Source organism: Mesorhizobium sp. M4A.F.Ca.ET.050.02.1.1, from assembly GCF_003997725.1.
In the GTDB taxonomy this organism is placed as follows: Bacteria; Pseudomonadota; Alphaproteobacteria; order Rhizobiales; family Rhizobiaceae; genus Mesorhizobium.
Genome location: NZ_RZSG01001243.1, coordinates 1 through 1,038, shown reverse-complemented (window position 1 = coordinate 1,038; position 1,038 = coordinate 1). Strand labels below are relative to the sequence as shown.

Sequence of the window (1,038 nt, the reverse complement as noted above, 5' to 3'; positions counted from 1 at the left end):
GAAGCGCTGCCTATTGAACGGTGATCTCGGCGCGTTCGCCGGCCTTCACCGTCACCGGCGTCTCCTTGTCCTGGCCCTGATCGGACGCGTGGCGCACGACGACATAGTCGCCTGCCGGAATGGTCTGCTGCCAGCTGTCGCCATAGCTCAGGCCGAGCGACTTGCGCTTGCCCTCGATGTCCTTCTTCGACGACAACACCTCGATCGAGTAGGCGCCGGGCGCCGACATGGCGAGCACGCCGGCGTCCAGCGTCACCTTGATGTCCTGATTGTCGCCGGCCTTGATGCTGAAGGGCTGCTCGACCACGGCGATATCGAACGTGGTGATCGCGACATAGTCGTCCGGCGGCAGCCAGAACTTGCTGTCCGGCCCGTAAGAGTGCTCGACGCTTTCGCGCGTGCCGTCGATCTTCTTCTTGGCCTTGACGATCTCGAAGCCGATGCCCGAATTGTCGGCCTTGTCGCCGCCCGCCGTATAATAGGCGTTGAGCACGGCATGACCGACGCCGACGACGACATCCTTTTCGACGGTCTGCCCGGCGGCCAGTTGGACGGTCTCGGTCACCGTGCCGGCGCCGATCTGCACCGTCACCTTCTGCTCGCCCGCGGGCACGGTGGCCCTGGCGTCGCCATAATGGGTGGTGCTGCCGCCCGGATAGGCGAAGTCGACGCGGGCCTCGCCGCTGATCTCGGCGCCCTGGCTGGCGTGCGGATGAATGACCAGCGTGCCGGCATTCAGCGTGAACAGCGGCTTGTAGACCTGGCCGGCCTCGACCTTGAGCTTCTGCTCGACCTTGGCCTCGTCGGCGCGACCGACGACGATGTAGTCGCCCGGCTCGAGATGGGTCTTGAGCTCGCCGTACTCGGTCATTACCTGATCGCCGCGCGTGCCGTCGGCGTTGGCCTTGTAGATCTCCCAGGCATTGCTGTTGTCGCTGATGTCCGGACCGCCTTCGGCCAGGATGACGCTCGGCATGAAGTTGAATTCCGGCTTGGCCGGTTCCGGAGCCGGCGCTGGGGCCGGAGCAGGTTCGGGGG

The 1,038-nt window shown here is 65.5% G+C and carries 1 pseudogene; it reads right to left on the bottom strand.

Going from position 1 to position 1,038, the window contains the following annotated elements:
* Positions 1 to 10: 10 nt before the first annotated feature.
* Positions 11 to 1,038, bottom strand: a pseudogene (locus EOA33_RS36655) (hypothetical protein); the annotation flags it as partial.